This is a genomic window from Pseudomonas sp. 3B-A001-10F, from assembly GCF_056313565.1.
The window spans coordinates 1-463 of sequence record NZ_JBQYFW010000089.1 but is presented as its reverse complement, the minus strand read 5'-3'; the positions used below and the strand labels follow the sequence as shown (position 1 = coordinate 463).

Genomic DNA, 463 nt, shown 5'->3' with positions numbered 1-463 from the left:
TAACGACACAGCCAGTAAATAAGTGATTGACATTCACATCGGTAAAATCTTTTGTGATTGCAAAAATCTTTTTGATATCACCAACAACTAACGTATCGGGTGCATCTGCATTAACAATCCAGTTATTAAAAAACGCAGCCGCTAGTAATTTGTCATAAGTGCCGTATTGTAATTCTGCTTCAATATCGCCACTGATTGAGCCGCCAGTTACCATACCAGCCGCAGCGATGCGCCCACCGTTTAACATTTCGCTATTGGTAAAATCATTGGCTACAGTTAAGCCGTTGGTGATGTTTGGCAGGATAGTCCAGCCAGTTTGAGGTATTACTTTTGGGTCTGTTTGCTCTGCAATAGAGGTAATAACGCGTGCGCCTGAACTCATAACGACTCCTTTTTAGGCATAAAAAAAGCCGCTACAGTGGCGGCATTGGTTGAAAATTTGGTTAGTTGTAACGATATGGGA

At 41.9% G+C, this 463-nt stretch carries 1 protein-coding gene; it reads right to left on the bottom strand.

What is annotated here, in order from left to right; genetic code table 11:
• A partial coding sequence (locus AC0ZWN_RS28870) for a phage tail tube protein (RefSeq protein WP_476337716.1) occupies nt 1–382 on the bottom strand: 382 nt, incomplete at its 3' end.
• Nucleotides 383–463 lie beyond the last annotated feature (81 nt).